The organism is Pengzhenrongella frigida, assembly GCF_004168625.1.
Taxonomy (GTDB): domain Bacteria; phylum Actinomycetota; class Actinomycetes; order Actinomycetales; family Cellulomonadaceae; genus Pengzhenrongella; species Pengzhenrongella frigida.
Genome location: NZ_SDWW01000022.1, coordinates 18,986 through 42,363, shown reverse-complemented (window position 1 = coordinate 42,363; position 23,378 = coordinate 18,986). Strand labels below are relative to the sequence as shown.

Here is a 23,378-nt window from a genome sequence, read left to right as displayed (position 1 = left end):
GACGGGAGACAACCCGGAAGGAACGCCACCATGGCGAAGCTCAGCACCGTCGAGCTCATCGACGCATTCAAGGAGCTCACGCTCATCGAGCTCTCCGACTTCGTGAAGGCCTTCGAGGAGACCTTCGACGTCGTCGCCGCTGCCCCCGTCGCGGTTGCCGCTGCCGGTGGCGCCGCTGCCGAGGCCGAAGAGGCCGAGGAGCAGACCGAGTTCGACGTTCTCCTCGAGGCCATCGGCGAGAAGAAGATCCAGGTCATCAAGGAGGTCCGCGTGCTCACGAGCCTCGGTCTCAAGGAGGCCAAGGACCTCGTCGACGCAGCCCCCAAGGTTGTGCTCGAGGGCGTTGCGAAGGACGTCGCCGAGAAGGCCAAGGCTGCCCTCGAGGCCGCTGGCGCCACCGTCTCGGTCAAGTGATCTCTCGCCCCTAGGGCGATAGCACGGACAGCGTGAACCGGTCCCCGCAGCTGGGGACCGATGGCGACGAGGCCCGTACCTGGCACCCAGGTGCGGGCCTCGTTCGTCGCACTTCCACCTGACTCCACTTGACAGATTCACCCGAACCGTCGGAGTGGACACTCTTGGTGGAACCGGCTAGGCTAGCGCTTTGCGTTGGCCTGTGCCCGCGTCCCCGAATAACCCGAGACCTGAATTGACGTCGTCGTGCGCGATGTTAGACGGACTCGAGGCCGGGGGGTCGCGCCCCGCCGGGCCCTGCGCAGCTTGCACTCGATCCGCAGGGAAGGACCCCTCTTGGCTGCCTCGCGCATCCCTTCTGCTCCGTCCGTCGACGCTATCGCGAACCGCACCGCGTCCCGTCGCATCTCGTTCGCCAAGATCCGTGAGCCGCTCGAGGTTCCGGACTTGCTCGGACTTCAGACGGAAAACTTCGACTGGTTGCTCGGCAACGACAAGTGGCAGGCGCGCGTCGTCTCCGCTGTCGAGACCGGGCGTCAGGACGTCCCCGAGACCGCTGGTCTCGAAGAGATCTTCGAGGAGATCTCCCCGATCGAGGACTTCGGCGGCTCCATGTCGCTGTCGTTCCGCGAGCACCGCTTCGAGCCGTCGAAGTACACGGCCGAGGAGTGCAAGGAGAAGGACTTCACCTACGCCGCGCCGCTGTTCGTCACGGCCGAGTTCGTGAACTACACCACTGGTGAGATCAAGAGCCAGACGGTCTTCATGGGCGACTTCCCGCTCATGACCGAGCGTGGCACGTTCATCATCAACGGCACGGAGCGCGTCGTCGTCTCCCAGCTGGTGCGTTCGCCGGGCGTGTACTTCGAGCGCACGGCCGACAAGACGTCCGACAAGGACATCTTCACCGCCAAGATCATCCCGAGCCGCGGTGCCTGGCTCGAGTTCGAGATCGACAAGCGCGACGCCGTCGGCGTGCGCGTGGACCGCAAGCGCAAGCAGTCGGTCACCGTGCTGCTCAAGGCGCTCGGCCTGAGCGAGTCGCAGATCCGCGAGGAGTTCGCGCAGTTCCCGGCGGTCATCGACACCCTCGAGAAGGACCACGTCTCGACCGAGGACGAGGCCCTGCTCGACCTGTACCGGAAGATCCGCCCGGGCGAGCCGCCGACGATCGAGGCCGGCCGCGCGCTGCTGGAGAACTTCTACTTCAACCCCAAGCGCTACGACATGGCCAAGGTCGGGCGCTACAAGGTCAACAAGAAGCTCGGCGTCGACGCCCCCCTGAGCGAGTCGGTCCTGGCCGTCTCGGACATCGTGGCGACCATCAAGTACCTCGCGGCCCTGCACGCCGACGTCGCGACCCTGCCGGGCACGCGTGCCGGCGAGGCCGTCGAGATCCGCGTCGAGACCGACGACATCGACCACTTCGGCAACCGTCGCATCCGCGCGGTCGGCGAGCTGATCCAGAACCAGGTCCGCACCGGCCTGTCCCGCATGGAGCGCGTCGTCCGCGAGCGCATGACCACGCAGGACGTCGAGGCGATCACGCCGCAGACCCTGATCAACATCCGCCCCGTGGTGGCCTCGATCAAGGAGTTCTTCGGGACCTCGCAGCTGTCGCAGTTCATGGACCAGAACAACCCGCTCGCGGGGCTGACGCACAAGCGTCGTCTCTCCGCGCTCGGCCCGGGTGGTCTGTCCCGCGACCGCGCCGGCATGGAGGTCCGTGACGTTCACCCCTCGCACTACGGCCGCATGTGCCCGATCGAGACCCCGGAAGGCCCGAACATCGGCCTGATCGGTTCGCTCGCGACGTACGGACGGATCAACCCGTTCGGCTTCATCGAGACCCCGTACCGCAAGGTCATCAAGGGCAAGGTCACGGACGACGTCCACTACCTCACCGCCGACGACGAGGACCGCTACGTCATCGCGCAGGCGAACGCCCCGCTGAAGCCGACCGGCGCGTTCGCCGAGGCCACCGTCCTGGTTCGCACCAAGGGCGGCGAGGTCGAGGTCGTCCCCGGCGAGGACGTCGACTACATGGACGTCTCGCCGCGCCAGATGGTGTCGGTCGCGACCGCCCTGATCCCGTTCCTCGAGCACGACGACGCCAACCGTGCCCTCATGGGCGCGAACATGCAGCGTCAGGCCGTGCCGCTGGTGCGGTCCGAGGCCCCCGTGGTCGGTACCGGCATGGAGCGCCGTGCGGCGATCGACGCCGGTGACGTGATCGTGGCGTCCAAGCCGGGCGTCGTCACCGAGGTCTCTGCCGACCTCATCGTCATCTCCAACGACGACGGCACGACGTCGAGCCACCGGGTCGCCAAGTTCCGCCGCTCCAACCAGGGCACGTCCTACAACCAGCGGGTGCTGGTCGACGACGGCGCCCGGGTCGAGAAGGGTTCCGTCCTCGCCGACGGTCCCGCGACGGACGAGGGCGAGCTCGCGCTCGGCCGCAACCTGCTCGTGGCCTTCATGTCCTGGGAAGGCCACAACTACGAGGACGCGATCATCCTCAGCGAGCGCCTCGTGCAGGACGACGTCCTGTCCTCGATCCACATCGAGGAGCACGAGGTCGACGCCCGCGACACGAAGCTCGGGCCGGAGGAGATCACGCGGGACATCCCGAACGTCTCCGAAGAGGTCCTTGCCGACCTCGACGAGCGCGGGATCATCCGCATCGGTGCCGAGGTCGGCGCCGGTGACATCCTCGTCGGCAAGGTCACGCCCAAGGGCGAGACCGAGCTCACCCCGGAGGAGCGCCTCCTGCGGGCGATCTTCGGTGAGAAGGCCCGCGAGGTCCGCGACACGTCGCTCAAGGTTCCCCACGGCGAGTCCGGCACGGTCATCGAGGTCCGCACGTTCAACCGTGAGGACGGCGACGAGCTGCCCGCCGGCGTCAACGAGCTGGTCCGGGTCTACATCGCCCAGCGACGCAAGATCACCGTCGGTGACAAGCTCGCCGGTCGACACGGCAACAAGGGCGTCATCTCCAAGATCCTTCCGGTCGAGGACATGCCGTTCCTGCCCGACGGCACCGCCGTCGACATCGTGCTCAACCCGCTCGGTGTCCCGGGGCGTATGAACGTCGGCCAGGTCCTGGAGACCCACCTCGGGTGGGTCGCCAAGCAGGGCTGGGACATCACGCTCGCCGAGGGCGAGCCGACCTGGAAGAAGAACGTGCCGGCGATCGCCGCGAAGTCGCTCCCGGGTGTCCCGGTCGCGACGCCGGTGTTCGACGGCGTCCAGGAGGATGCCCTCACGGGTCTGCTCTCGGTCACCCTCCCGAACCGTGACGGGGACCGCATGGTCGACGGCACGGGCAAGGCGCGGCTCTTCGACGGTCGCTCCGGCGAGCCGTTCCCGGAGCCGGTCGCGGTCGGCTACATGTACATCCTGAAGCTGCACCACCTTGTCGACGACAAGATCCACGCACGTTCCACGGGCCCGTACTCGATGATCACGCAGCAGCCGCTGGGTGGTAAGGCGCAGTTCGGTGGTCAGCGGTTCGGCGAGATGGAGGTCTGGGCACTCGAGGCGTACGGCGCCGCGTACACGCTCCAGGAGCTCCTGACGATCAAGTCGGACGACGTCCCCGGTCGCGTCAAGGTGTACGAGGCGATCGTCAAGGGGGAGAACATCCCCGACTCGGGCATCCCCGAGTCGTTCAAGGTGCTCCTCAAGGAGATGCAGTCGCTCTGCCTGAATGTGGAGGTGCTGTCCTCGGACGGTGTCTCGATCGACATGAAGGAGAACGACGACGAGGTCTACCGCGCCGCGGAAGAGCTCGGCATCGACCTGTCGCGCCGGCCGAACGCCTCCAGCGTCGAAGAGATCTGACCTCGGCCCCGGCGCCGTCACCCTTGAAAAGGGGAGCGGCGCCGGGGACCTACACCCGTAGAAACTCCATCACCGCTGGGCCGCCGAATGCGGACACCCGGCAAGCGAAGGAAGTAGGACGCATTGCTCGACGTCAACGTCTTCGATGAGTTGCGTATCGGTCTGGCCACGGCCGAAGACATCCGCGCCTGGTCTCATGGCGAGGTCAAGAAGCCCGAAACCATCAACTACCGCACCCTGAAGCCGGAAAAGGACGGGCTCTTCTGCGAGAAGATCTTCGGCCCCACCCGGGACTGGGAGTGCTACTGCGGCAAGTACAAGCGCGTGCGCTTCAAGGGCATCATCTGCGAGCGCTGCGGTGTCGAGGTCACGCGGTCCAAGGTGCGCCGTGAGCGCATGGGCCACGTGGAGCTCGCCGCCCCGGTGACCCACATCTGGTTCTTCAAGGGTGTGCCGTCCCGTCTCGGCTACCTGCTCGACCTCGCGCCGAAGGACCTCGAGAAGGTCATCTACTTCGCCGCGTACATGATCACGAGCGTCGACGAGGCCGGCCGGCACGAAGACCTCCCCAACCTCCAGAACGAGATCGACCTGGAGAAGAAGGAGATCACCGACCGCCGCGACAACGACATCGAGGCTCGCGCCAAGAAGCTCGAGGCCGACCTGGCCGAGCTCGAGGCCGAGGGTGCCCGCGCCGACGCGCGCCGCAAGGTGCGCGACTCCGCCGAGCGCGAGATGACCCAGCTGCGCAAGCGCTCGGACCTCGAGCTCGAGCGTCTCGACACGGTCTGGGACCGGTTCAAGAACCTCAAGGTCGCTGACCTCGAGGGCGACGAGCTGCTCTACCGCCAGCTGTCGGACCGCTACGGCAACTACTTCGAGGGTTCGATGGGTGCCGCCGCGATCCAGAAGCGGCTGCAGGCCTTCGACCTCGAGGCCGAGGCCGAGTCGCTGCGCGACACGATCAAGAACGGCAAGGGCCAGCGCAAGACGCGCGCGCTCAAGCGGCTCAAGGTCGTCAACGCGTTCCTCACCACGAGCAACACGCCCGAGGGCATGGTCCTCGACGCCGTTCCGGTCATCCCCCCGGACCTGCGCCCGATGGTCCAGCTGGACGGTGGCCGCTTCGCGACCTCCGACCTCAACGACCTCTACCGCCGCGTGATCAACCGGAACAACCGCCTCAAGCGGCTGCTCGACCTCGGCGCGCCCGAGATCATCGTCAACAACGAGAAGCGGATGCTCCAGGAGGCCGTCGACGCGCTGTTCGACAACGGCCGTCGCGGACGCCCGGTGACCGGTCCGGGCAACCGCCCGCTCAAGTCCATCTCGGACATGCTCAAGGGCAAGCAGGGGCGGTTCCGTCAGAACCTCCTCGGCAAGCGCGTCGACTACTCCGGCCGTTCGGTCATCGTCGTCGGCCCGCAGCTCAAGCTGCACCAGTGCGGTCTGCCCAAGCAGATGGCGCTCGAGCTCTTCAAGCCCTTCGTCATGAAGCGGCTCGTCGACCTCAACCACGCGCAGAACATCAAGAGCGCCAAGCGCATGGTCGAGCGGGCCCGCCCGGTGGTCTGGGACGTCCTCGAAGAGGTCATCACCGAGCACCCCGTCATGCTCAACCGTGCACCGACGCTCCACCGTCTCGGCATCCAGGCCTTCGAGCCTCAGCTGGTCGAGGGCAAGGCGATCCACCTGCACCCGCTCGTCTGCGGCGCGTTCAACGCCGACTTCGACGGTGACCAGATGGCCGTGCACCTGCCCCTGAGCGCGGAGGCCCAGGCCGAGGCCCGGATCCTCATGCTCTCGAGCAACAACATCCTCAAGCCGTCCGACGGACGTCCCGTGACCATGCCCTCCCAGGACATGATCATCGGGCTGTACCACCTGACGTCTGACAAGGCCGACGCGCTGGGCGCAGGCCGGGCGTTCAGCTCGGTCTCCGAGGCGATCATGGCGTTCGACGGTCACACCATCGACCTGAACGCCGAGATCTCCATCCGGCTCGAGGACTTCATCCCGCCCGTCGACGGCTTCACGGCCCCCGAGGGCTGGACCGGGGCCGAGCCGATCATCTTCGGCACGACCCTCGGCCGGGCGCTGTTCAACGAGCTGCTGCCCGTGGACTACCCGTACGAGAACGGCGTCGTCGACAAGAAGCGCCTCTCCACGATCGTCAACGACCTCGCCGAGCGGTACCCGAAGGTGGAGGTCGCGGCGAGCCTGGACGCGCTGAAGGAGGCCGGCTTCCGCTGGGCCACCCGATCCGGCGTCACCATCTCGATCTCCGACGTGATCACCCCGGTCGAGAAGGCCGCGATCCTCGAGGAGCACGAGGCGCGGGCCGCCAAGGTGCAGACCCAGTACGAGAAGGGTCTGATCACCGACGACGAGCGCCGTCAGGAGCTCATCGAGATCTGGACCCAGGCGACCGACAAGGTGGCCGAGGCGATGCGGACGAACTTCCCGCCGAGCTCGACCATCTTCCGGATGGTCGGTTCGGGTGCCCGTGGTAACTGGATGCAGGTCCGTCAGATCGCCGGTATGCGCGGCCTCGTGGCGAACCCGAAGGGCGAGATCATCCCGCGCCCGATCAAGTCCAACTACCGCGAGGGCCTGTCCGTCCTCGAGTACTTCATCGCCACGCACGGCGCCCGCAAGGGGCTGGCGGACACCGCACTGCGGACCGCCGACTCCGGGTACCTCACGCGTCGGCTCGTGGACGTCTCCCAGGACGTCATCGTCCGCGAGGACGACTGCGGGACCGAGCGCGGCCTGACCATGACGATCGGCGTCCCGGCCGGTGACGGCACGCTGCGCCGCCACGACAAGGTCGAGACGAGCGTCTACACCCGGACGCTCGCCACGACCGTCGAGGTCGACGGCAAGGTCCTCGGACACTCTGGCGACGACGTCGGCGACGTGCTCCTCGATGCGCTGCTCGCCGCGGGGGTGACCGAGCTCAAGATCCGCTCGGTCCTCACGTGCGAGTCTCGGGTCGGTACCTGCGCCAAGTGCTACGGCCGGTCGCTCGCGACCGGCAAGCTCGTCGACATCGGCGAGGCCGTCGGCATCATCGCGGCCCAGTCGATCGGTGAGCCCGGCACGCAGCTGACCATGCGTACCTTCCACACCGGTGGTGTGGCGTCGGCCGACGACATCACGCAGGGTCTGCCCCGCGTGCAGGAGCTCTTCGAGGCCCGTACCCCCAAGGGTGAGGGCCCCATCGCAGAGTTCTCCGGCCAGGTCACGATCGACGAGTCCGACCGGACCCGCCGCATCGTGCTCACGCCGGACGACGGCTCCGAGGAGCTCGCCTACCCGATCACCAAGCGGTCCCGCCTGCTGGTGGCCGACGGCGATCACGTCGAGGTCGGTACGCAGCTCGTCCAGGGCGCCGTCGACCCGAAGAAGGTGCTGCGCATCCTCGGCCCGCGGGCCACGCAGAAGCACCTTGTCGACGAGGTCCAGGAGGTCTACCGCTCGCAGGGCGTGGACATCCACGACAAGCACATCGAGGTCATCGTGCGACAGATGCTGCGGCGCGTGACGGTCCTCGACTCCGGTGACTCGGACCTGCTGCCCGGCGAGCTCGCCGAGCGTGGCCGGTTCGAGGACGCCAACCGCCGTGCGGTCGCGGAGGGTGGCCAGCCGGCCTCGGGTCGTCCCGAGCTCATGGGCATCACCAAGGCCTCGCTCGCGACCGACTCGTGGCTCTCGGCGGCCTCCTTCCAGGAGACCACCCGCGTGCTGACCGAGGCGTCCATGAGCGGCCGCAGCGACCCGCTGCTGGGCCTCAAGGAGAACGTCATCATCGGCAAGCTCATCCCGGCGGGTACCGGTCTTCCCCGGTACGGCAACGTGTCGGTCGAGCCCACCGAAGAGGCGAAGGCCGAGCTGTACCCGAGCTTCGGGTACGACGAGATCGACTTCCCGGCGCTGGGGCTCGGCTCCGGCGAGGCGATCCCGCTCGAGGACCTCGACTTCGGCGACTTCCGCTGATCTCGACCGTCTGACAGCAGCACCCCGACGGGGGCCCACCGCGCTGCGGTGGGCCCCCGTTCGTGCTGGACCGGCGCGTGCGCCGGGCCCGGCGGGCGGCCTCACGAGGGGTGCTTTGACTGAGCCCGGCCGTGCCGGTAATGTTGCCGTCCGTGCCCGCGCCGTCGGGCCCTCGTGCATGCACCGTGATTCCGTGACCGCCTCGGTGGTCAGTGATGGGTGCCGGGTTGATCTCCATCCCACTCGCGCGGACAACGTCGGACGTTCTCTTCCGACGGTGCCCGCTTGATGAAGATGGGGCGACACGCCCGGATGCGGGGGTCGGATCGGGACTCAAGACCTCCGGGTCGGCCCTGATGGGTCGATCCGACCAGACCGGACAAGGTTTCGGTTGACCAGAGACACATCGAACAGACACGGAGACGTAGTGCCTACGATCCAGCAGCTGGTCCGTAAGGGCCGGCAGCCCAAGTCCACAAAGTCGAAGACCCCGGCGCTCAAGGGCAGCCCGCAGCGACGCGGCGTGTGCACCCGCGTGTACACGACCACCCCGAAGAAGCCGAACTCGGCCCTTCGCAAGGTTGCGCGCGTGAAGCTGTCCAGCCAGATCGAGGTCACGGCATACATCCCCGGTGAGGGGCACAACCTCCAGGAGCACTCGATCGTGCTCGTGCGTGGCGGTCGGGTCAAGGACCTTCCCGGTGTCCGTTACAAGATCGTCCGCGGCGCGCTCGACACGCAGGGCGTGAAGAACCGCAAGCAGGCCCGCAGCCGCTACGGCGCCAAGAAGGGGAGCAAGTAATGCCTCGCAAGGGTCCGGCCCCCAAGAGGCCGCTCGTCATCGACCCGGTCTACGGATCGCCGGTCGTCACGCAGCTCATCAACAAGGTCCTCCGCGACGGCAAGAAGTCCGTCGCTGAGGCCATCGTCTACGGCGCCCTCGAGGGCGTCGAGGCCAAGGTCAGCGGCGACCCCGTCGTCGTCCTCAAGCGTGCGCTCGAGAACGTGCGTCCCGCGCTCGAGGTCAAGTCCCGGCGCGTCGGCGGTGCGACCTACCAGGTCCCCGTCGAGGTTCGTCCGGTTCGCTCCACGACGCTCGCGCTGCGCTGGCTCACCGACTACTCCCGTGCACGTCGCGAGAAGTCGATGACCGAGCGCCTCATGAACGAGATTCTCGACGCGAGCAACGGCCTGGGTGCCGCGGTCAAGCGTCGCGAGGACATGCACAAGATGGCCGAGTCCAACAAGGCCTTCGCGCACTACCGCTGGTGACCCCAGCGGCGCCGCCTGCCGATTAGTCCAGCGGCGCCAACCGACTGCTTCAGAAGGGCGACACAGTGGCACTCGACGTGCTGACGGACCTGAAAAAGGTCCGGAACATCGGCATCATGGCGCACATCGATGCCGGCAAGACGACCGTCACCGAGCGGATCCTGTTCTACACCGGGGTCAACTACAAGATCGGTGAGACGCACGATGGTGCGTCGACGATGGACTGGATGGAGCAGGAGCAGGAGCGCGGCATCACGATCACGTCCGCCGCGACGACCTGCTACTGGAAAGAAAACCAGGTCAACATCATCGACACCCCGGGACACGTGGACTTCACGGTCGAGGTCGAGCGCTCGCTGCGCGTCCTCGACGGTGCGGTTGCGGTCTTCGACGGCAAGGAAGGTGTCGAGCCCCAGTCTGAGACGGTGTGGCGGCAGGCGGACAAGTACGACGTCCCCCGCATCTGCTTCGTGAACAAGATGGACAAGCTCGGCGCGGACTTCTACTACACGGTTCAGACGATCGTCGACCGTCTCAAGGCGAAGCCGCTTCCGATCCAGCTGCCGATCGGTGCCGAGAACGACTTCATCGGCGTCATCGACCTGATCGAGCAGAAGGCGCTCGTGTGGCGCGGCGAGACCGCGCTGGGCGAGGTCTACTCGACCGAGGAGATCCCGGCCGACATGGTCGAGAAGGCCGTCGAGTACCGGGCTGCGATCATCGAGGCCGTTGCCGACACGAGCGAAGAGATGCTCGAGAAGTACCTCGCGGGCGAAGAGTTCACCATCGCCGAGATCAAGGCCGGCATCCGCCAGCTCGTGATCACCGGTGAGGCGTACCCGATCCTGTGCGGGTCAGCGGTCAAGAACAAGGGCGTCCAGCCCATGCTCGACGCCGTCATCGACTACCTCCCCTCGCCGCTCGACGTGCCTCCGATGGAGGGCCACGCGCCGGGCAACGAGGAGAAGATCCTCACGCGTGCACCGCAGTCGACGGAGCCGTTCTCGGCTCTGGCGTTCAAGGTCGCCACGCACCCGTTCTTCGGCAAGCTCACGTACGTCCGCGTGTACTCCGGTCACGTGGCGTCCGGTGCCCAGGTCTACAACTCGACCAAGGGCAAGAAGGAGCGCATCGGGAAGCTCTTCCAGATGCACGCCAACAAGGAGAACCCGGTCGAGGACGCGACGGCTGGTCACATCTACGCGTTCATCGGGCTCAAGGACGTCACCACCGGTGACACGCTCTGCGACCCGCAGAACCAGATCGTGCTCGAGTCGATGACCTTCCCCGAGCCCGTCATCTCGGTTGCTATCGAGCCGAAGACGAAGGGCGACCAGGAGAAGCTGTCGCTCGCGATCCAGAAGCTTGCCGAGGAGGACCCGACGTTCCGGGTCAACCTCGACATCGACACCGGTCAGACGATCATCGCCGGCATGGGCGAGCTCCACCTGGACATCCTGGTGGACCGCATGCGCCGCGAGTTCAAGGTCGAGGCCAACGTCGGCAAGCCGCAGGTTGCCTACCGCGAGACGATCCGTCGCAGCGTGGTCAAGCTCGACTACACCCACAAGAAGCAGACGGGTGGTTCGGGTCAGTACGCCAAGATCCAGATGACGTTCGAACCGCTCAACGCCTCTGAGGGTGAGCTGTACGAGTTCGACAACAAGGTCACCGGTGGTCGCATCCCGCGGGAGTACATCCCGTCGGTCGACGCCGGTATCCAGAGCGCGATGCTGCTCGGTGTGCTGGCGGGCTACCCGCTCGTCGGCATCAAGGCGATCCTGCTCGACGGTGCGTCTCACGACGTCGACTCCTCGGAGATGGCGTTCAAGATCGCGGGTTCCATGATTCTCAAGGAAGCCGTCCGTCAGGCTGACCCGGTTCTGCTCGAGCCGAAGTTCGAGGTCGAGGTGCGCACGCCCGAGGAGTACATGGGCGACGTCATCGGTGACCTGAACTCGCGCCGCGGCATGATCCAGTCCATGGAGGACGCTAAGGGCGTCAAGGTTATTCGCGCCCTGGTTCCTCTGTCAGAGATGTTCGGGTATGTCGGTGACCTGCGGTCGAAGACCCAGGGTCGCGCGGTGTACTCGATGCAGTTCGACAGCTACTCCGAGGTTCCTCGGAACGTTGCCGAGGAGATCATCAAGAAGACCCGGGGCGAGTAAGTCCCACTGGTCGAAACCAGCAGTTCCGCACTATCAACCGACCGGTAGGACCGAACGCCCGGCAGGTGTCAGCATGACTCCTGCATCGTTTCGTCACATCACTACCTTGAGTCCGAGGAGGACACAGTGGGCAAGGCCAAGTTCGAGCGGACTAAGCCGCACGTCAACATCGGGACCATCGGTCACGTCGACCATGGCAAGACGACGCTGACTGCAGCGATCTCGAAGATGCTGCACGACAAGTTCCCCGAGCTGAATCCCTTCACGCCGTTCGACGAGATCGACAAGGCGCCCGAAGAGAAGCAGCGCGGAATCACCATCAACATCGCGCACGTCGAGTACCAGACCGAGAAGCGCCACTACGCGCACATCGATGCGCCTGGGCACGCGGACTACATCAAGAACATGATCACGGGTGCGGCGCAGATGGACGGCGCCATCCTCGTGGTCGCGGCGACCGACGGCCCCATGGCCCAGACGCGTGAGCACGTTCTGCTCGCCCGCCAGGTCGGCGTGCCGTACCTCCTCGTCGCGCTGAACAAGGCCGACCTGGTCGACGACGAAGAGATCCTCGAGCTCGTCGAGGTCGAGGTCCGCGAGCTGCTCACGGCTCAGGGCTTCGACGGCGACAACGTCCCGGTCATCCAGGTCTCGGCGCTCAAGGCGCTCGAGGGTGACCCGAAGTGGGTCAAGTCGGTCTCCGACCTCATGGACGCCGTCGACGAGTCCGTCCCGGACCCGATCCGCGACATCGACAAGCCGTTCCTCATGCCGATCGAGGACGTCTTCACGATCACCGGTCGTGGCACGGTCGTCACCGGCCGCGTCGAGCGTGGCAAGCTCAAGGTGAACGAGGAGGTCGAGGTCGTCGGTATCAAGGAGAAGGCGATCAAGACCACGGTCACCGGCGTCGAGATGTTCCGCAAGCTCCTCGACTACGCGGAGGCGGGCGAGAACGTCGGCCTGCTCCTTCGTGGCACCAAGCGCGAGGACGTCGAGCGCGGCCAGGTCGTCGTCAAGCCGGGTTCGATCACCCCCCACAAGGACTTCGAGGCGCAGGTCTACATCCTCGCCAAGGATGAGGGTGGGCGTCACAACCCGTTCTACGCGAACTACCGCCCGCAGTTCTACTTCCGCACCACCGACGTCACCGGCGTCATCACGCTGCCCGAGGGCACCGAGATGGTCATGCCCGGCGACAACACCGAGATGACGGTCGCGCTGATCCAGCCGATCGCCATGGAGATCGGCCTCGGCTTCGCCATCCGCGAGGGTGGCCGGACGGTCGGTTCAGGCAAGGTCACCAAGATCATCAAGTGATCTTGAGGGTGGGGCCCGGGCACGTCGCCCGGGCCCTGCCCGCACCCCGCCGTGAGGCGGGGAACTAGCCGGCGTCGGCCATCCACGCGATTGGTCTTCACGGCGTTCCTCTGGCACACTAGCCAGGTTGCCCGGTGGGAGCTTCGAGCGCGTGCAGTTGCGCGCGGGCTCGCGTAGGCAAGAAAACGTTGAGGGTTCTACTGGCCCCGGGGACAACCCGGTGGCAGAGCCCAGACAGCATCCAACGACCTCGTACCTTTCACGAGTGTGCAGCGCAAAAGTGTGTCCGCAATGCGCGACACGCCCGAGTGCGGGGGTCGGAAGAGCCGTTCTAGAGAGAGAGTCAGACGAATGGCGGGACAGAAGATCCGCATCCGGCTCAAGTCGTACGACCACGAGGTCATCGACAGCTCGGCGCGCAAGATCGTCGACACGGTGACCCGAGCTGGAGCGACGGTCGTAGGACCGGTGCCGCTGCCGACGGAGAAGAACGTTTTCTGCGTCATCCGGTCGCCTCACAAGTACAAGGACAGCCGCGAGCACTTCGAGATGCGCACGCACAAGCGGCTCATCGACATCATCGATCCCACGCCGAAGGCGGTCGACTCGCTCATGCGCCTCGACCTGCCGGCAGACGTGAATATCGAGATCAAGCTCTGAAGCTGGGAAGGAACTGATCACCATGACCACCCAGCAGAACGCGCGCCCGATCACGGCCGTGCTCGGTACCAAGCTCGGCATGACGCAGGTGTGGGACGCCAACGGCCTCCTCATCCCCGTCACTGTCGTTCTGGTCGGCACGAACGTCGTCACCCAGGTGCGCACCGCTGAGACAGACGGCTACGCCGCGGTCCAGCTGGCCTACGGCCAGATTGATCCCCGCAAGGTGAGCCAGCCCCTCAAGGGCCACTTCGAGAAGGCCGGGGTCACCCCCCGCCGGCATGTGGCCGAAGTTCGTACTCCGGATGCCGGCGACTACTCGCTCGGCCAGGAGATCACCGCCGTGGCGTTCGAAGCGGGTTCCCGCGTCGACGTCTCCGGTACCACCAAGGGCAAGGGCACCGCGGGTGTCATCAAGCGTCACGGCTTCCACGGCGTCGGCGCCTCGCACGGTGCCCACCGCAACCACCGCAAGCCCGGCTCGATCGGTGGGGCCTCCACCCCGTCGCGCGTGTTCAAGGGCATGAAGATGGCCGGCCGGATGGGCTTCGACAAGATGACCACCCAGAACCTCACCGTGCACGCTGTCGACGCCGAGAAGGGTCTGCTGCTCGTCAAGGGCGCCGTCCCCGGACCCCGGAACGGCATCGTGCTCGTGCGGACCGCCGCGAAGGGAGCATGACGTGGCTGAGACACTGACCGTCGACGTACTCGACTCCTCAGGCAAGAAGGCCGGCTCCGCCGACCTGCCCGCCGAGGTGTTCGACGTCCAGACGAACATCCCCCTGATCCACCAGGTCGTCGTCGCGCAGCTTGCGGCGGCTCGCCAGGGAACTCACTCCACGAAGAATCGTGGCGAGGTGAGTGGTGGTGGCCGTAAGCCGCACAAGCAGAAGGGCACCGGCCGCGCCCGTCAGGGCTCGACCCGCGCTCCTCAGTTCACCGGTGGTGGGGTCGTTCACGGCCCGACGCCGCGCGACTACAGCCAGCGGACCCCGAAGAAGATGAAGACCGCGGCGCTCCGCGGTGCTCTTTCGGACCGCGCCCGCGCCGGTCGCGTGCACGTCGTCTCCGGGTTCGCCCCGGGCGCCGCGCCGTCGACCAAGGTGGCTCTCGAGGTTCTGGCCCGCCTGTCGGGTCGCAAGCACGTGCTGGTCGTCGTGGAGCGTCAGGATGAGATCACCTGGAAGTCGCTTCGCAACGTCGAGCAGGTGCACCTCCTGGTCGCTGACCAGCTGAACACCTACGACGTGCTCGTCTCCGACGACGTCATCTTCACGCAGGGCGCGCTCGACGCGTTCCTGGCGGGGCCGGCTACCGGCCGCTCGGTGAAGGCTGTCGGAACGTCCAGCGAGGCGTCGCAGGCCAAGATCGAGGAGGACACCAAGTGACCACCGTGACGAAAGACCCCCGCGACATCTTGATCGCGCCGGTCGTCTCGGAGAAGAGCTACGGGCTGCTCGACGAGGGCAAGTACACCTTCGTCGTGGACCCGCGCGCGAACAAGACGGAGATCAAGGTCGCGATCGAGCAGATCTTCTCCGTCAAGGTCGCTTCGGTGAACACCATCAACCGCAAGGGCAAGACGCGGCGGACCAAGTTCGGCCTTGGCAAGCGCAAGGACACCAAGCGTGCGATCGTCACTCTCCGCGAGGGCACGATCGACATCTTCGGCGGACCGGTCGGCTGAGCCGACCGAGAGCAGATTGAGGACAGATCCCCATGGGAATCCGTAAGTACAAGCCGACTACGCCGGGCCGTCGCGGCTCGTCCGTCGCCGACTTCGTCGAGATCACGCGCTCCACGCCGGAGAAGTCGTTGGTCCGTCCGCTGCACAAGACTGGTGGCCGCAACTCCACCGGTCGGGTGACCACCCGTCATCAGGGTGGTGGCCACAAGCGGGCCTACCGCGTCATCGACTTCCGTCGGCATGACAAGGACGGCGTGCCGGCGAAGGTCGCTCACATCGAGTACGACCCCAACCGCACCGCGCGCATCGCGCTGCTCCACTACGTGGACGGTGAGAAGCGCTACATCATCGCGCCGAACAAGCTCAAGCAGGGCGACTTCGTCGAGAACGGTGCTGGTGCCGACATCAAGCCCGGCAACAACCTGCCGCTTCGCAACATCCCGACCGGTACGGTCCTGCACGCCATCGAGCTCAAGCCCGGTGGTGGCGCCAAGATCGCCCGTTCGGCTGGTGTGTCGGTGCAGCTCGTTGCCAAGGACGGCATCTATGCGCAGCTGCGCATGCCGTCCGGCGAGATCCGCAACGTCGACCTGCGCTGCCGCGCCACCATCGGTGAGGTCGGCAACGCCGAGCAGTCGAACATCAACTGGGGCAAGGCCGGCCGGATGCGGTGGAAGGGCAAGCGCCCCTCCGTCCGTGGTGTCGCCATGAACCCGGTCGACCACCCGCACGGTGGTGGCGAGGGCAAGACCTCAGGTGGACGACACCCGGTCAGCCCGTGGGGTCAGCCTGAGGGCCGAACCCGTCGTCCCAACAAGCCGAGCGACAAGCTCATCGTGCGCCGTCGGCGCCTCAACAAGAAGCGCTGAAGGAGCTCGAGATGCCACGCAGCCTGAAGAAGGGCCCGTTCGTCGACGGTCACCTGCAGAAAAAGGTCGACGTCCAGAACGAGAAGGGGACCAAGAACGTCATCAAGACGTGGTCCCGTCGTTCGCTCATCACCCCGGACTTCCTGGGTCACACGTTTGCGGTGCACGACGGCCGCAAGCACACACCCGTCTTCGTCACCGAGGCGATGGTCGGACACAAGCTGGGCGAGTTCGCCCCTACGCGGACCTTCCGCGGCCACGAGAAGGACGACCGCAAGGCGCGTCGCCGCTGACCTTCACCGGTCGGTAGTGGCAGTTCCTTACACCGTTCTTTGAGCTAGACGAGACAGAAGGCAGGACAGCAATGGAAGCCAAGGCGCAGGCGCGGTTCGTCCGCGTCACGCCCCAGAAGGCCCGGCGCGTCGTGGACCTCATCCGTGGCAAGCAGGCCGACGTGGCCGTGGCGACGCTGAAGTTCGCGCCGCAGGCTGCTGGGGAGACCGTCCGCAAGGTGGTCGAAAGTGCGATCGCCAACGCGAGGGTCAAGGCCGATCGTGCGAGCGAAGCGTTCGACGAGCACGCGCTCGTCATCACTGAGGCGTACGTCGACGAGGGTCCGACCCTCAAGCGGTTCCGACCGCGGGCACAGGGCAGGGCAAGCCAGATCCTCAAGCGGACCAGCCACATCACCGTGGTCGTGGCCCCCGTCGAGAAGAAGGAGAGGGCCCGATAGTGGGACAGAAGGTCAACCCGCACGGGTACCGCCTAGGCATCACCACCGACCACCGGTCGCGTTGGTTTGCTGACAGCACCAAGCCGGGACAGCGTTACCGCGACTACGTCCGTGAGGACGTAGCCATCCGCAAGCTGATGGCGACCGGGCTCGAGCGAGCCGGGATCTCCAAGGTCGAGATCGAGCGGACCCGTGACCGGGTTCGCGTCGACATCCACACCGCACGTCCCGGGATCGTCATCGGGCGTCGTGGCGCGGAGGCCGACCGCATCCGCGGCGAGCTCGAGAAGCTCAGCGGCAAGCAGGTGCAGCTCAACATCCTCGAGGTGAAGAACGCTGAGATGGATTCTCAGCTCGTCGCCCAGGGGATCGCGGAGCAGCTTGCGAGCCGCGTCTCGTTCCGCCGCGCCATGCGCAAGGGCATGCAGTCCGCCCAGCGCGCTGGTGCCAAGGGCATCCGGGTGCAGTGCTCGGGTCGCCTCGGTGGCGCCGAGATGAGCCGCAGCGAGTTCTACCGCGAGGGACGCGTGCCGTTGCACACCCTCCGCGCGAACATCGACTACGGCTTCTATGAGGCCCGGACCACTTTCGGCCGTATCGGCGTGAAGGTCTGGATCTACAAGGGCGACATGACCGAGAAGGAGTATGCGCAGCAGCAGGCCACTCAGGCCCCGCGTGCACCGCGTGGACCCCGGACCGATCGCCCCGACCGCCCCGCTCGCGGTGGCGCCGGTGCAGCTCGTCGTCCCGAGGCAGCGTCGGCCCCGGCCGCCGCTCCCGCTGAGGCTGCCGCTCCGGCAGCGGCCCCGGCGACCGCCCCCGAGTCCGGTTCGGAGGCCTGAGCATGCTTATCCCGCGCAGGCTGAAGCACCGCAAGCAGCACCACCCGGGGCGCTCCGGCGCCGCGACCGGTGGTACGGCGATCTCGTTCGGTGAGTTCGGTATCCAGGCTCTCGAGCCCGCGTACCTGACGAACCGTCAGATCGAGGCCGCTCGTATCGCCATGACCCGCCACATCAAGCGTGGGGGGAAGGTCTGGATCAACGTGTACCCGGACCGTCCGCTCACGAAGAAGCCGGCTGAGACCCGCATGGGTTCCGGTAAGGGTTCGCCCGAGTGGTGGATCGCCAATGTCAAGCCGGGTCGGGTTCTCTTCGAGCTCGCCGGTGTTCCGGAGGAGCTTGCGCGCGAGGCCATGCGTCGCGCGCAGCACAAGCTCCCGATGAAGACCCGTTTTGTGGTCCGCGAGGGTGGTGGCGTCTGATGGCTATCGGAACGAAGGATCTGGCCGTCACCGAGCTGGACGGGTTCGACGACGAGCGTTTGGTCGCCGAGCTCAAGAAGGCCAAGGAAGAGCTGTTCAACCTGCGCTTCCAGTCGGCTACCGGTCAGCTCGAGAGCCACGGGCGTCTCAAGGCCGTGCGTCGTGACATCTCGCGGATCTACACGATCCTGCGCGAGCGCGAGCTCGGCATCCGTACTGCCCCGAGCGCGAGCGAGTGAGGTCGACCATGAGCGCAACGAAGAACGAAGCTGCGGCTGACCGCGCCGACCGCAAGTCGCGGCGCGGGTACGTCATCAGCGACAAGATGGACAAGACCGTCGTGGTGGAGGTCGAAGACCGGGTCAAGCACCCGCTCTACGGCAAGGTCATCCGACGCACGAGCAAGGTCAAGGCGCACGACGAGGCCAATGCGGCCGGCATCGGCGACTTGGTCGTCATCATGGAAACTCGCCCGCTCTCCGCGACCAAGCGGTGGCGCGTGGTGGAGATCCTCGAGAAGGCGAAGTAGGCCTTCCCTGCAGTAACTCAGTTGCCCCCGTGGCAGGGGGTGCCGGCTCCGGCCGGCACCCCACCACGGGTGCGAGACGGCAGCTATCCGTTCGCCAGGCTCGCATCTGCGAGAACCAGCAGACGTCAGGAGTTCATCAATGATCCAGCAGGAGTCGCGACTCAAGGTCGCCGACAACACTGGTGCGAAGGAAATCCTTTGCATCCGCGTTCTCGGTGGCTCAGGACGTCGCTACGCCGGAATTGGCGACACCATTGTCGCCACCGTCAAGGACGCGATCCCGGGCGGCAACGTCAAGAAGGGCGATGTCGTCAAGGCGGTCATCGTGCGCACCAAGAAGGAGCGCCGTCGTCCCGACGGTTCGTACATCAAGTTCGATGAGAACGCGGCCGTGATCCTCAAGAGCGACGGCGAACCCCGTGGCACGCGCATCTTCGGCCCGGTGGGCCGCGAGCTGCGCGACAAGAAGTTCATGAAGATCATCTCGCTCGCTCCGGAGGTGCTCTAACCATGGCGAAGATCAAGAAGGGCGACCTCGTCGTCGTCATTTCTGGCCGCGACCGCGGCAAGCAGGGTCGAGTTCTGGAGGTCCTCACGGAGACGCAGCGCGTCGTCGTCGAGGGCGTCCAGCGCGTCACGAAGCACGTCAAGGTCGGGCAGTCGCAGCGCGGCACCCGTACCGGTGGCATCGAGACCATCGAGGCCCCGATCCACATCAGCAACGTGATGGTTGTCGACGCGGAGACCAAGAAGGGCACCCGCGTCGGGTACCGGATCGAAGAGATCGAGCGCGACGGCCGTAAGAAGACGGTGCGAATCCGTGTGGCCAAGCGCTCCGGTAAGGACATCTGATGAGCGTTGACAGCACTGCGACGACCCCCGAGGTCGCGCCCGTCATGCCGCGCCTGAAGACGCGCTACGCGGACGAGATCGTTGCCGGGCTCCGTGAGGAGTTCGCCCACGAGAACGTCAACCAGGTCGCACGACTGACCAAGGTTGTCGTGAACATGGGTGTCGGTGACGCCGCCAAGGACTCCAAGCTGATGGACGGCGCGATCAAGGATCTTTCCGCGATCACCGGCCAGAAGCCCCAGGTCACGAAGGCCCGCAAGTCGATCGCCCAGTTCAAGCTGCGTGAGGGCATGCCGATCGGCGCGCACGTCACGCTGCGCGGCGACCGCATGTGGGAGTTCCTGGACCGGTTGCTCTCGACCGCTCTGCCGCGTATCCGCGACTTCCGCGGCCTCTCGCCGAAGCAGTTCGACGGCAACGGCAACTACACCTTCGGTCTCACGGAGCAGGTCATGTTCCACGAGATCGACCAGGACAAAGTCGACCGCGTGCGGGGCATGGACATCACCATCGTCACGACCGCAGTCACCGACGCTGAGGGCCGCTCGTTGCTGAAGCGTCTCGGCTTCCCCTTCAAGGAGATCTGACATGGCGAAGACCGCCCTCGTCCAGAAGGCCGCCGGGACCCCGAAGTTCAAGGTGCGCGGCTACACCCGGTGCAACAAGTGCGGACGTCCGCACTCCGTCTACCGCAAGTTCGGGCTCTGCCGCATCTGCGTGCGCGAGATGGCGCATGCAGGCGAGCTTCCCGGCGTCACCAAGAGCAGCTGGTAACTACTACGCCGCTGGTCCTCACATCACAGGTTCACTCCTGGTGGGGATACCCCGGCGAGGAAGGGCGGAAGCCCAATGATGACTGACCCGATCGCAGACATGCTCACGCGTCTGCGGAACGCGAACTCGGCTTACCACGACACGGTGCAGATGCCGTTTTCGAAGCTGAAGTCGCACGTTGCAGAAATCCTCGAGGCCGAGGGATACATCGCCGGCTGGAAGGTTGAGGACGCGCCTGTCGGCAAGTACCTCACGATCGAACTGAAGTTCGGCCCGAACCGCGAGCGTTCGCTCGCGGGAGTGCGCCGCGTGTCCAAGCCGGGCCTGCGCGTGTACGCCAAGTCGACAAATCTGCCCAAGGTGCTCGGCGGCCTGGGCGTGGCGATCCTGTCCACGTCCTCCGGTCTCCTCACTGGCCAGCAGGCCGCCAAGAAGGGCGTGGGTGGGGAAGTCCTCGCCTACGTCTGGTAAGTCCGAGACGAAAGGAGCTAGCCATGTCTCGAATCGGCAGAGTCCCCGTCCCGGTACCCACCGGCGTGGACGTCACCATTGTTGGACCGACAGTGACGGTCAAGGGCCCCAAGGGTTCCCTGACGCACACGGTCCCGAACCCCATCGCGGTCGCCCGCGATGACAACGGATCCCTCGTGGTCACCCGGCCGAACGACGAGCGCGCATCGCGTTCGTTGCACGGTCTGACCCGCACGCTGTTGGCGAACCTCGTCACCGGTGTGACCGAGGGCTACGTGAAGAAGCTTGAGATCGTCGGTACCGGTTACCGCGTGGTCGCCAAGGGGGAGACGCTCGAGTTCGCACTCGGTTTCAGCCACCCGGTGAACATCGTTCCGCCCGCCGGCATCTCGTTCACGGTGGAGAGCCCGACCAAGCTCTCGGTCAGCGGCATCGACAAGCAGCAGGTCGGTGAGGTTGCGGCCAACATTCGCAAGATCCGCAAGCCCGAGCCCTACAAGGGCAAGGGCGTGCGGTACGCCGGCGAAATTGTCCGCCGCAAGGTCGGAAAGGCTGGTAAGTAAGCCATGGCTCTCAAGATCAAGGGCAAGGGCAGGATCGTCGCGCGTGCGCGCCGTCACCTGCGTCTTCGCAAGAAGGTCTCCGGCACTGCGGTTCGTCCGCGTCTCGTGGTCACCCGGTCCGCCCGGCACATGACCGTGCAGGTCGTCGACGACACCGTCGGTCGCACCGTCGTCTCGGCGTCGACGCTCGAGGCGGACCTTCGGGCCCTCTCGGCAGACAAGACGGCCAAGGCGCGCAAGGTCGGCGAGCTCGTCGCTGCGCGTGCTAAGGCGGCCGGAATCGACGCGGTGGTCTTCGACCGCGGCGGCAACAAGTACCACGGCCGGGTGGCAGCAGTCGCCGACGGGGCACGCGAAGGCGGTCTGACCCTGTGACGACTGAACGCACCTCCGTACGGAAGCAGAGGATCATCTGATGGCTGCACCTCAGCGCAGCAACACCGGCGCGGGCGCCGGCACCGGCGCCCCAGCGGGCGGCGGCGGCGGCGGTCGTGACGGCGGTCGCCGTGACGGCGGCGGTCGGCGCGACTCGGCCGAGAAGAGCCAGTTCGTCGAGCGCGTCGTCAAGATCAACCGCGTCTCCAAGGTCGTCAAGGGCGGTCGTCGCTTCAGCTTCACCGCGCTCGTCGTCGTCGGCGACGGCGACGGCACGGTCGGCGTCGGCTACGGCAAGGCCAAGGAGGTCCCCGCGGCAATCGCCAAGGGGGTCGAGGAAGCCAAGAAGAACTTCTTCAAGGTTCCTCGCATCCAGGGCACCATTCCGCACCCGATCCAGGGTGAGGCCGCGGCTGGCGTCGTGTTCCTCCGTCCGGCGTCCCCGGGTACCGGCGTCATCGCCGGTGGTCCGGTGCGCGCGGTCCTGGAGTGCGCGGGCATCCACGACGTGCTGAGCAAGTCGCTCGGTTCGACCAACTCCCTCAACGTCGTGCACGCGACGGTGGCGGCGTTGCGCGGGCTCGAGCAGCCGGAGTCGGTGGCTGCACGCCGCGGTCTCCCGCTCGAGCACGTCGCGCCGGCTTCTCTTCTGCGCGCTCGCGCAGCGGGGGTGCATGCGTGATGGGCCGGATCAAGGTGACTCAGACGAAGTCCGCCATCGGCGGCAAGCGAAACCAGCGCGAGACGCTGCGCACTCTCGGCTTGAAGCGAATTGGCGACACTGTCGTCAAGGAGGACCGTCCGGAGATTCGCGGCATGGTCTCGACCGTGACGCACCTCGTCAAGTTCGAGGAGGTCGACTGATGGCTGACGACAAGACGCAGGCCGATGCCGTAGAGGCGAAGGCTCCTGCGAAGAAGGCTGCGGCCAAGAAGGCTCCGGCCAAGACCGCCGTCAAGAAGGCTCCGGCAGTGAAGGCTGCTGAGCCGGAGCTGGGCGCGGGTGGCATCGTCAAGGTGCACCACCTTCGTCCCGCCCCGGGCGCCAAGACCGCCAAGACCCGCGTGGGTCGTGGCGAGGCGTCCAAGGGTAAGACGGCCGGTCGAGGCACCAAGGGCCAGAAGGCCAAGCGCACGATCCCCGAGCGGTTCGAGGGTGGACAGATGCCGCTGCACATGCGGCTTCCGAAGCTCCGCGGGTTCAAGAACCCGTTCCGCACCGAGTACCAGGTCGTGAACCTGGACAAGCTGTCCGAGCTGTACCCGTCGGGCGGTTCGGTGACGGTCGACGACCTCGTTGCCAAGGGCGCGGTCCGCAAGGGCCAGCTCGTCAAGGTGCTCGGCACCGGCGAGCTCACCGTCAAGGTCTCGATCGCGGTGGACGCCTACTCGGCGTCGGCCAAGGAAAAGATCGCGGCTGCCGGCGGTACCGTCGTACAGGACTGATCGGACGAACGGGGCCGGTAGGACAACCGTCCTATCGGCCCCGTTCTTCGTTTCCGCACGTCAATCGGCTAAGGTTTCGCGGGGTGCGCCCCCGCAGGGCGCTTCGCTTGATGGCCGGGATCGCCCGGCGTCACCAC

Annotated in this window: 28 protein-coding genes; all 28 read left to right on the top strand. The window is 66.3% G+C overall.

Annotated elements, in window-relative coordinates; translation table 11 throughout:
- The first annotated feature begins 30 nt into the window (after window positions 1-30).
- The 28 genes from rplL to rplO all read left to right on the top strand — a co-directional run bounded on the left by rplL (window position 31) and on the right by rplO (window position 23,241).
- Window positions 31-414 (top strand): 50S ribosomal protein L7/L12, encoded by a 384-nt coding sequence (rplL, locus tag EUA98_RS10465; protein ID WP_130102631.1) that lies wholly within the window; start codon window positions 31-33, stop codon window positions 412-414.
- A 336-nt stretch (window positions 415-750) separates the two neighbouring features.
- On the top strand, window positions 751-4,257 hold the full coding sequence (rpoB, locus tag EUA98_RS10460) for a DNA-directed RNA polymerase subunit beta (protein WP_130102630.1): 3,507 nt from the start codon (window positions 751-753) through the stop codon (window positions 4,255-4,257).
- Between the two features lie 123 nt (window positions 4,258-4,380).
- A complete protein-coding gene (locus EUA98_RS10455) occupies window positions 4,381-8,256 on the top strand; it encodes a DNA-directed RNA polymerase subunit beta' (RefSeq protein WP_130102629.1) in 3,876 nt (1,291 codons plus the stop codon).
- A 427-nt stretch (window positions 8,257-8,683) separates the two neighbouring features.
- The gene (gene rpsL, locus EUA98_RS10450) at window positions 8,684-9,058 is read left to right on the top strand and encodes a 30S ribosomal protein S12 (protein ID WP_130102628.1); all 375 of its coding nucleotides are present in this window, start codon (window positions 8,684-8,686) and stop codon (window positions 9,056-9,058) included.
- Window positions 9,058-9,528 (top strand): 30S ribosomal protein S7, encoded by a 471-nt coding sequence (gene rpsG / locus EUA98_RS10445; protein ID WP_130102627.1) that lies wholly within the window; start codon window positions 9,058-9,060, stop codon window positions 9,526-9,528. Before rpsL ends, rpsG begins: the two co-directional genes overlap by 1 nt.
- Before the next feature lie 65 nt (window positions 9,529-9,593).
- Complete coding sequence (fusA, locus tag EUA98_RS10440) at window positions 9,594-11,696, top strand: elongation factor G (protein ID WP_130102626.1); 2,103 nt, start codon at window positions 9,594-9,596, stop codon at window positions 11,694-11,696.
- Window positions 11,697-11,822: 126 nt separating this feature from the next.
- On the top strand, window positions 11,823-13,016 hold the full coding sequence (gene tuf / locus EUA98_RS10435; RefSeq protein ID WP_130102625.1) for an elongation factor Tu: 1,194 nt from the start codon (window positions 11,823-11,825) through the stop codon (window positions 13,014-13,016).
- A gap of 351 nt (window positions 13,017-13,367) precedes the next feature.
- The gene (gene rpsJ / locus EUA98_RS10430) at window positions 13,368-13,676 is read left to right on the top strand and encodes a 30S ribosomal protein S10 (RefSeq protein ID WP_012867945.1); all 309 of its coding nucleotides are present in this window, start codon (window positions 13,368-13,370) and stop codon (window positions 13,674-13,676) included.
- 22 nt (window positions 13,677-13,698) lie between these two features.
- Window positions 13,699-14,358, top strand: a complete 660-nt coding sequence (gene rplC, locus EUA98_RS10425; protein ID WP_130102624.1) for a 50S ribosomal protein L3 — start codon at window positions 13,699-13,701, stop codon at window positions 14,356-14,358.
- Window position 14,359: 1 nt separating this feature from the next.
- Entirely contained in the window at window positions 14,360-15,067 is a 708-nt protein-coding gene (rplD, locus tag EUA98_RS10420) for a 50S ribosomal protein L4 (RefSeq protein ID WP_130102623.1), read from the top strand.
- Window positions 15,064-15,366 (top strand): 50S ribosomal protein L23, encoded by a 303-nt coding sequence (rplW, locus tag EUA98_RS10415; protein WP_130102622.1) that lies wholly within the window; start codon window positions 15,064-15,066, stop codon window positions 15,364-15,366. The genes rplD and rplW overlap by 4 nt, the downstream gene beginning before the upstream one ends.
- A 32-nt stretch (window positions 15,367-15,398) precedes the next feature.
- On the top strand, window positions 15,399-16,235 hold the full coding sequence (rplB, locus tag EUA98_RS10410) for a 50S ribosomal protein L2 (RefSeq protein WP_130102621.1): 837 nt from the start codon (window positions 15,399-15,401) through the stop codon (window positions 16,233-16,235).
- A gap of 11 nt (window positions 16,236-16,246) precedes the next feature.
- The gene (gene rpsS / locus EUA98_RS10405) at window positions 16,247-16,528 is read left to right on the top strand and encodes a 30S ribosomal protein S19 (protein ID WP_130102620.1); all 282 of its coding nucleotides are present in this window, start codon (window positions 16,247-16,249) and stop codon (window positions 16,526-16,528) included.
- 71 nt (window positions 16,529-16,599) lie between these two features.
- On the top strand, window positions 16,600-16,968 hold the full coding sequence (rplV, locus tag EUA98_RS10400; protein WP_130102619.1) for a 50S ribosomal protein L22: 369 nt from the start codon (window positions 16,600-16,602) through the stop codon (window positions 16,966-16,968).
- The gene (rpsC, locus tag EUA98_RS10395; RefSeq protein ID WP_130102618.1) at window positions 16,968-17,810 is read left to right on the top strand and encodes a 30S ribosomal protein S3; all 843 of its coding nucleotides are present in this window, start codon (window positions 16,968-16,970) and stop codon (window positions 17,808-17,810) included. Before rplV ends, rpsC begins: the two co-directional genes overlap by 1 nt.
- 2 nt (window positions 17,811-17,812) lie before the next feature.
- Complete coding sequence (gene rplP / locus EUA98_RS10390; RefSeq protein ID WP_130102617.1) at window positions 17,813-18,232, top strand: 50S ribosomal protein L16; 420 nt, start codon at window positions 17,813-17,815, stop codon at window positions 18,230-18,232.
- A complete protein-coding gene (gene rpmC / locus EUA98_RS10385; RefSeq protein ID WP_130102616.1) occupies window positions 18,232-18,471 on the top strand; it encodes a 50S ribosomal protein L29 in 240 nt (79 codons plus the stop codon). The genes rplP and rpmC overlap by 1 nt, the downstream gene beginning before the upstream one ends.
- Before the next feature lie 8 nt (window positions 18,472-18,479).
- Window positions 18,480-18,761 (top strand): 30S ribosomal protein S17, encoded by a 282-nt coding sequence (gene rpsQ, locus EUA98_RS10380; RefSeq protein WP_130102615.1) that lies wholly within the window; start codon window positions 18,480-18,482, stop codon window positions 18,759-18,761.
- Between the two features lie 139 nt (window positions 18,762-18,900).
- Entirely contained in the window at window positions 18,901-19,269 is a 369-nt protein-coding gene (rplN, locus tag EUA98_RS10375) for a 50S ribosomal protein L14 (protein WP_130102614.1), read from the top strand.
- Between the two features lie 2 nt (window positions 19,270-19,271).
- Window positions 19,272-19,613, top strand: a complete 342-nt coding sequence (gene rplX, locus EUA98_RS10370) for a 50S ribosomal protein L24 (protein WP_130102613.1) — start codon at window positions 19,272-19,274, stop codon at window positions 19,611-19,613.
- Entirely contained in the window at window positions 19,613-20,200 is a 588-nt protein-coding gene (rplE, locus tag EUA98_RS10365) for a 50S ribosomal protein L5 (RefSeq protein ID WP_130102612.1), read from the top strand. The genes rplX and rplE overlap by 1 nt, the downstream gene beginning before the upstream one ends.
- A gap of 1 nt (window position 20,201) precedes the next feature.
- A complete protein-coding gene (locus tag EUA98_RS10360) occupies window positions 20,202-20,387 on the top strand; it encodes a type Z 30S ribosomal protein S14 (RefSeq protein ID WP_130102611.1) in 186 nt (61 codons plus the stop codon).
- A 78-nt stretch (window positions 20,388-20,465) separates the two neighbouring features.
- On the top strand, window positions 20,466-20,858 hold the full coding sequence (rpsH, locus tag EUA98_RS10355; protein ID WP_130102610.1) for a 30S ribosomal protein S8: 393 nt from the start codon (window positions 20,466-20,468) through the stop codon (window positions 20,856-20,858).
- Between the two features lie 23 nt (window positions 20,859-20,881).
- Window positions 20,882-21,421 (top strand): 50S ribosomal protein L6, encoded by a 540-nt coding sequence (rplF, locus tag EUA98_RS10350; protein ID WP_130102609.1) that lies wholly within the window; start codon window positions 20,882-20,884, stop codon window positions 21,419-21,421.
- Between the two features lie 3 nt (window positions 21,422-21,424).
- Window positions 21,425-21,796: a 50S ribosomal protein L18 gene (gene rplR / locus EUA98_RS10345; protein WP_130102608.1), complete on the top strand. Its 372-nt coding sequence runs from the start codon at window positions 21,425-21,427 to the stop codon at window positions 21,794-21,796.
- Window positions 21,797-21,836: 40 nt separating this feature from the next.
- A complete protein-coding gene (rpsE, locus tag EUA98_RS10340; protein ID WP_130102607.1) occupies window positions 21,837-22,478 on the top strand; it encodes a 30S ribosomal protein S5 in 642 nt (213 codons plus the stop codon).
- Window positions 22,478-22,660 carry a 50S ribosomal protein L30 gene (gene rpmD, locus EUA98_RS10335; RefSeq protein WP_130102606.1) on the top strand — a complete coding sequence of 61 codons (183 nt, stop codon included), beginning with the start codon at window positions 22,478-22,480 and terminating at the stop codon, window positions 22,658-22,660. The genes rpsE and rpmD overlap by 1 nt, the downstream gene beginning before the upstream one ends.
- Window positions 22,660-23,241: a 50S ribosomal protein L15 gene (rplO, locus tag EUA98_RS10330; protein WP_130102605.1), complete on the top strand. Its 582-nt coding sequence runs from the start codon at window positions 22,660-22,662 to the stop codon at window positions 23,239-23,241. Before rpmD ends, rplO begins: the two co-directional genes overlap by 1 nt.
- The last annotated feature ends 137 nt before the right edge of the window (window positions 23,242-23,378 follow it).

Bases quoted from the DNA above. Each gene is read 5' to 3' on its own strand.
- rpsH (WP_130102610.1), top strand. From the start codon at position 20,466: ATGACTGACCCGATCGCAGACATGCTCACGCGTCTGCGGAACGCGAAC.
- rpmD (WP_130102606.1), top strand. From the start codon at position 22,478: ATGGGCCGGATCAAGGTGACTCAGACGAAGTCCGCCATCGGCGGCAAG.
- rplV (WP_130102619.1), top strand. From the start codon at position 16,600: ATGGAAGCCAAGGCGCAGGCGCGGTTCGTCCGCGTCACGCCCCAGAAG.
- rplF (WP_130102609.1), top strand. From the start codon at position 20,882: ATGTCTCGAATCGGCAGAGTCCCCGTCCCGGTACCCACCGGCGTGGAC.
- rplE (WP_130102612.1), top strand. From the start codon at position 19,613: ATGAGCGTTGACAGCACTGCGACGACCCCCGAGGTCGCGCCCGTCATG.
- rplL (WP_130102631.1), top strand. From the start codon at position 31: ATGGCGAAGCTCAGCACCGTCGAGCTCATCGACGCATTCAAGGAGCTC.
- rplP (WP_130102617.1), top strand. From the start codon at position 17,813: ATGCTTATCCCGCGCAGGCTGAAGCACCGCAAGCAGCACCACCCGGGG.
- EUA98_RS10360 (WP_130102611.1), top strand. From the start codon at position 20,202: ATGGCGAAGACCGCCCTCGTCCAGAAGGCCGCCGGGACCCCGAAGTTC.
- rpmC (WP_130102616.1), top strand. From the start codon at position 18,232: ATGGCTATCGGAACGAAGGATCTGGCCGTCACCGAGCTGGACGGGTTC.
- rpsJ (WP_012867945.1), top strand. From the start codon at position 13,368: ATGGCGGGACAGAAGATCCGCATCCGGCTCAAGTCGTACGACCACGAG.
- rpsQ (WP_130102615.1), top strand. From the start codon at position 18,480: ATGAGCGCAACGAAGAACGAAGCTGCGGCTGACCGCGCCGACCGCAAG.
- rpsS (WP_130102620.1), top strand. From the start codon at position 16,247: ATGCCACGCAGCCTGAAGAAGGGCCCGTTCGTCGACGGTCACCTGCAG.
- rplN (WP_130102614.1), top strand. From the start codon at position 18,901: ATGATCCAGCAGGAGTCGCGACTCAAGGTCGCCGACAACACTGGTGCG.
- rplB (WP_130102621.1), top strand. From the start codon at position 15,399: ATGGGAATCCGTAAGTACAAGCCGACTACGCCGGGCCGTCGCGGCTCG.
- rplC (WP_130102624.1), top strand. From the start codon at position 13,699: ATGACCACCCAGCAGAACGCGCGCCCGATCACGGCCGTGCTCGGTACC.
- rplX (WP_130102613.1), top strand. From the start codon at position 19,272: ATGGCGAAGATCAAGAAGGGCGACCTCGTCGTCGTCATTTCTGGCCGC.
- rpsG (WP_130102627.1), top strand. From the start codon at position 9,058: ATGCCTCGCAAGGGTCCGGCCCCCAAGAGGCCGCTCGTCATCGACCCG.
- rplO (WP_130102605.1), top strand. From the start codon at position 22,660: ATGGCTGACGACAAGACGCAGGCCGATGCCGTAGAGGCGAAGGCTCCT.
- rplR (WP_130102608.1), top strand. From the start codon at position 21,425: ATGGCTCTCAAGATCAAGGGCAAGGGCAGGATCGTCGCGCGTGCGCGC.
- rpsE (WP_130102607.1), top strand. From the start codon at position 21,837: ATGGCTGCACCTCAGCGCAGCAACACCGGCGCGGGCGCCGGCACCGGC.